Below are 4,570 nucleotides of genomic sequence, written 5' to 3' on the forward strand. Positions count from 1 at the left end.
GCACGAATGCGTTCAAACCCCGGTAGTGGCTTAATTGCCGCATTAAATGCACGTCTTCCGGTTACAACCCCCCCGGCCTTGAAAAAGAGACGGGCCACGCCGGAATTGCCCTGCCCTTCGACGGCGACGAGTCGGCCGCCTTCGGCAAGCTGGTCGAGCAACGGGGCCGGCACTTCCGCGACACTGCCACCGATAAAGATAACATCATAAGGCGCCTTGGCGGCATGCCCCTGCGGCAACGCGCCCTGGACGACGGTCACATTGCCGCAGCCAAGCGACGAAAGCGTCGATCTGGCGGTTTCCGCCAGCGCCGAATCGTTTTCGAGCGCCACTACGGACCCGGCCAGCCGCGACAGGATGGCCGAGGCGTAGCCCGTTCCGCAACCGACATCGAGCACCGAATCGGTCGGGTTGATCTCGGCCAGCTGGATAAGCTTGGCCAACGGCGACGCTTCCATCAGGTAGCGCGAACCGTCCGCGCCGGCTGCAATGCGGATGTCCTCGTCGATATAGGCGAGATCGCGCTGGGCGGCGCCGACAAACATCTCTCTTGGGACGACAAGCATTGCATCGAGTAGCGGCGCGCTGGTCACATCTGTGGTGCGGACCTGGCCGTCGACCATCTTGACGCGTAGTTCGGAGAAATCAGCGCTCATGTCCCAACCAGTCCGCTTGCCGCGCCAGAACCGCGGTCCATTGTGTCAGGAACTTCAGGCCCCTGCGCTGCCGCGCGGGGGCCCGGGCATTGGAGGCCTCGCCCGGAATCGAACCGGGGTGCAAGGATTTGCAGTCCTCTGCGTAACCACTCCGCCACGAGGCCTCATTGCTCCCGGCGTTCCACCCGGTTCCAATAGGTTGCGGCGAAAATGCCGTCAAGCGGCCACCTTGCATTCCGAACGGTTTCCTCGCGTCAGTCCGGACGGCGTCCGGCAAATCATCGGACCGCTTTATTAGCGGACAGTTAAGCATAGCCTGATGGGAGAAGAAACGCATCCTGTCGCCGCATGACAGGGCAAGGCTTGCCTCGGCCGCGGCTGTTCTCAAGCAGATCCGTGAGGCACTGGAAGAGCAGGCCGCCCACTGAAACACCACCTTGCGCTATCGGCGGTCAATCGGGCCGGCGACGCCGTTCCCACCAGACGACAAAGCGACGCCGGTGACGGCGGACCATGGCGAATTCATAGGACAGCACCAGCAATCCGAGCGGAACCATCCAGAAGCCGAGGATCGGCAGGAAACCGAGGATGCCACCGATGGTCAGCAGGATGCCGATCGTGATTCTGAGCCCGCGCGAGCGCGGCATTTTGAACTCGCGCCCGAAAACAGAGATTTTGCGCGCCGGCATCTGGTTGTCTTGTGCTGTCATCGTCTCGAAAGATTGACCCGTTTCGATCGTTCGCAAGCATGCTCAAACCAAAGCCGCCGCCGCGCTTTCGGTTCCATATCCCTGCCAAGACGGCTAATATGAGGGCATCCTTCGACGATTGCGAGAAAGGCCTATGCGAAAAAGCCTCGGAAAAATGTGAAAAGCTTCTTTGCAAAGCCGAAAAGGGCAGCTATAGGCTGCGCCACTCACATAAGAGCCTCCGTTCCCCGGTAGCTCAGTGGTAGAGCAACCGGCTGTTAACCGGTTGGTCGCTGGTTCGAATCCGGCCCGGGGAGCCAATTTCTGTGCTTTCAGCGCATTGCCAGACTTTCCAACGCTTTGGTTTAATTGAATAATCCGCGCCGACAGCGTCAGGTGATCAATCGGCACGCGGAATTTTGCTAAACATCCTGCTGCACATATTGCCATACACAGGCGCAGCGCGCATGGTAGCGGTATGAACGTCAAGCGCCGCAATAAGACCTTCCACATCGTCCGCCGAGTGCCTAAGCGCTATGCTGCAATCGAGCCGCGCACTCAAATCTGGATCAGCCTTCACACGGACTCCGAAACGGTTGCGCGACAGAAGGCTCCAACCGCATGGGCGCATATGGTCGAGGGCTGGGAAGCTACCCTTGCCGGCGCAACCGACGATGCCGAGCGACGGTTTGCAGCGGCGAAGGAACTGGCCGCCGTGCGCGGCTACAACTACCTGCCCGCTGATCGCATCGCCCAACTCCCCCGCGAAAAGCTGCTCGAACGTGTCGAGTCCGCCCTGAAGCTCAATGGCGATGCTGCCAAGATCGAGGCGCGCGCCGTGCTGGGCGGCGCTCCCGAACCGGGGATCAAAATCAGCAAGGCACTGGAGTTGTATTGGGGCTTTGCCAAGCAGGACACGATAGGCAAGAGCGAGGATCAGCTTCGCCGCTGGGAGCACCCCCGCAAACGTGCCATCGCCAACTTGATTGAAGAGATCGGCGACAAGGAGCTTTCAGAGATCACCGGAGACGACATGCTCGACTTCCGCGAAACATGGATGGAGCGGATAGCGGCCGGCGATGCCAAGCCCGACACTGCTAACAAGGATTTCCAGCACATCGGCAATATCCTTCGCACCGTGGTCAAGATGAAGCGGCTAGGGCTGGTCCTGCCGCTGGACGGCCTCACCTTCAAAGCCGACAAGGAGCGGACCCGCCCGCCTTTCTCGGTCGACTGGATCAAGACCAAGCTGCTTGCCCCCGGCGCGCTGGACAGCTTGAACACGGAAGCCCGGTGCATCCTGCTTGGCATGATCAACACCGGCTATCGCCCCGGCGAAGCGGCCGGGCTCATGCCGCACCACATCCGCCTGGATGTTGACGTGCCATATATCAGCATTGAGCCGGAAGGCCGGCAGCTAAAGAACAAGGTGAGCGAGCGTGTCATTCCGCTGGTAGGCGTGTCGCTCGAAGCCTTCAAGCACTGCCCGCAAGGCTTTCCGACCTATCGTTTCAAGGACAAGATCAGCGACACGGTGAACAAGTACCTTCGGGAACACGACCTGTTAGAGACACCGGAACATGTTCTCTACAGCCTGCGGCATTCTTTTGAAGACCGGATGATTGCCGCCAAGGTAGATGAGCGTATCCGGCGCGACCTGTTCGGCCATGCGCTGGGCAGGGAACGCTACGGCGAAGGCGCGACGTTGGCGCACAAGCGCGACATCCTTCAGAGCTTCGCCCTTTGAGCAGCGACGATTGCCCGCGCCCGGGCGATGGGGTCTCCCCTCGCCTCTTCGGCCGCGATTTCCGCCTCTAGCCGCGTGAAGATCGGCGCATAGATCGCATCTTCGACCACAAGCGACGCAACGAACGCGTGGGCGGCTTTGAGCCGGGCCAGCATGGACCCGTGATCGTCGGCTATGGTCGAAGAATGCAGCATGGCTTGGGCAACTTTTTTGAAACCGGGTGCAAACTCAGCGGCGCACGATATGCGCACCGATCCAGATGGCGGGCCAGGCAACCAAGAAGAGCGCCGCCGCGACCAACGCGGCCGGCCGGAGCCGCAAGAGATCGTCGACCACGGCGCGAGAGTTCGCCGCCACTGCCGGGCTGGCGTCGCGATTGGTGACGATGCCCTGAAGGAAGAGAACGCCCCCGGCTACCCAAAGCGCCGCGACCGGAAAAATGATGTCCATGAAAATTCACGCCCGTTTTGACCACGACCGGGAGTCTGGCACAGTTCGCCCGAATAGCAACACGAGCGCACGTCTGGCCCAGAAGCTTTCGCACTGCCATACGAAGTCTTCGTCAACACATTGCTTTGATTTTGCAACTTGTTGCAAACTTTTCCTGCCGATTACACTTCAGAAGCACTGTCGATTTGACCACGCTCATGGTAGATATGGGGTGCGCTGGTTCACGCTGCGCCGCGTGGACTGTCAACAGGGGCGGTGCCGCATTTTTCCTTGGTCGGATGGCGGTGCCGCCCCTCTCAGACCAAGGAATAGACCAAATGTCCCCTCACCTAGCCTATTCACGCCCTCAATCCGCCGATGCCACCACCGACGCGGACAACACCAACAATCCCCCAGACATCGACACGACAGAGCCAGTGCAGCAGCCGGACCAAAAGGAATGGCGGATGCACAGCCACTACAGGCCGGAGAATTGGCCATTGTCTCGCACGATTTCCCAACAGGGCATCATGCGGCAATACATCCGCGTCTGGCGTCACTACATACCGGTGGGCACGCGAGACACGATCCTGATCATCATCGACAAAACCGTGAACTGGGGCGTGAGCACGTGCTGGCTCACCTACAGGCAGATAATGCAGGCGAGCGGGCCGAAGGAAACGCAAGCCCGAGGGCATATCCAGTGGTTAGAGGCCGAGGGTTTCATCACGGTAGAGCACTCCCCCGGCAATGCCAAAGGTATGCGCATTACTCTCAACCTCGACTGGGAACCGTCCGACCCACCAGTGTCGCAAAAGGCACTCCCACGGAAAAGTGTGGGGGCAACTCCCACGGAAAACCGAGGGGGCAGGAAGGTGACCCCCACGGAACACCAAGGGGCTACCCCCACGAAAAGCCAAGGGACTACCCCAACGGAAAACCGAGGGGCATTTAGAGAGAACGTTTCAGAAGGAACCGCAGAAGGAAATTCAAAGCTCAGAGGGAATGATTACTCGCCGCCTGCCGGCAACGAGGGGTCGGCCCCGAAA

Annotated in this window: 6 protein-coding genes and 2 tRNA genes; 3 read left to right on the top strand and 5 right to left on the bottom strand. The window is 60.2% G+C overall.

Translation table 11 applies throughout. The annotated features are described in order from the left end of the window. From ENZ74_RS22680 to ENZ74_RS22690, 3 genes are all read right to left on the bottom strand, one after another. Positions 1–656: protein-L-isoaspartate O-methyltransferase (locus ENZ74_RS22680; protein ID WP_164761141.1), on the bottom strand; the 656-nt coding region annotated here is incomplete at its 3' end. A gap of 90 nt (positions 657–746) precedes the next feature. After that, positions 747–820, bottom strand: a tRNA-Cys gene (locus ENZ74_RS22685). A 288-nt stretch (positions 821–1,108) separates the two neighbouring features. After that, complete coding sequence (locus ENZ74_RS22690) at positions 1,109–1,366, bottom strand: hypothetical protein (protein ID WP_024503836.1); 258 nt, start codon at positions 1,364–1,366, stop codon at positions 1,109–1,111. A 224-nt stretch (positions 1,367–1,590) separates the two neighbouring features. Here ENZ74_RS22690 and ENZ74_RS22695 point away from each other — a divergent pair. Both ENZ74_RS22695 and ENZ74_RS22700 read left to right on the top strand, forming a co-directional pair. Next, positions 1,591–1,665, top strand: a tRNA-Asn gene (locus tag ENZ74_RS22695). 158 nt (positions 1,666–1,823) lie between these two features. After that, positions 1,824–3,092: a DUF6538 domain-containing protein gene (locus tag ENZ74_RS22700; protein ID WP_063168122.1), complete on the top strand. Its 1,269-nt coding sequence runs from the start codon at positions 1,824–1,826 to the stop codon at positions 3,090–3,092. Here ENZ74_RS22700 and ENZ74_RS22705 read toward each other — a convergent pair. Together ENZ74_RS22705 and ENZ74_RS22710 are read right to left on the bottom strand one after the other, a co-directional pair. Beyond that, positions 3,074–3,247 (bottom strand): hypothetical protein, encoded by a 174-nt coding sequence (locus tag ENZ74_RS22705; RefSeq protein WP_158515785.1) that lies wholly within the window; start codon positions 3,245–3,247, stop codon positions 3,074–3,076. The genes ENZ74_RS22700 and ENZ74_RS22705 overlap by 19 nt on opposite strands. 73 nt (positions 3,248–3,320) lie before the next feature. Continuing rightward, the gene (locus ENZ74_RS22710; protein WP_063168124.1) at positions 3,321–3,542 is read right to left on the bottom strand and encodes a hypothetical protein; all 222 of its coding nucleotides are present in this window, start codon (positions 3,540–3,542) and stop codon (positions 3,321–3,323) included. A gap of 446 nt (positions 3,543–3,988) precedes the next feature. Here ENZ74_RS22710 and ENZ74_RS34730 point away from each other — a divergent pair. Beyond that, on the top strand, positions 3,989–4,570 hold a 582-nt coding region (locus ENZ74_RS34730; protein ID WP_206522312.1), incomplete at its 3' end, for a hypothetical protein.

This window comes from Mesorhizobium sp. M7A.F.Ca.CA.002.15.2.1 (assembly GCF_003998715.1).
GTDB classification, from domain to species: Bacteria; Pseudomonadota; Alphaproteobacteria; order Rhizobiales; family Rhizobiaceae; genus Mesorhizobium; species Mesorhizobium ciceri.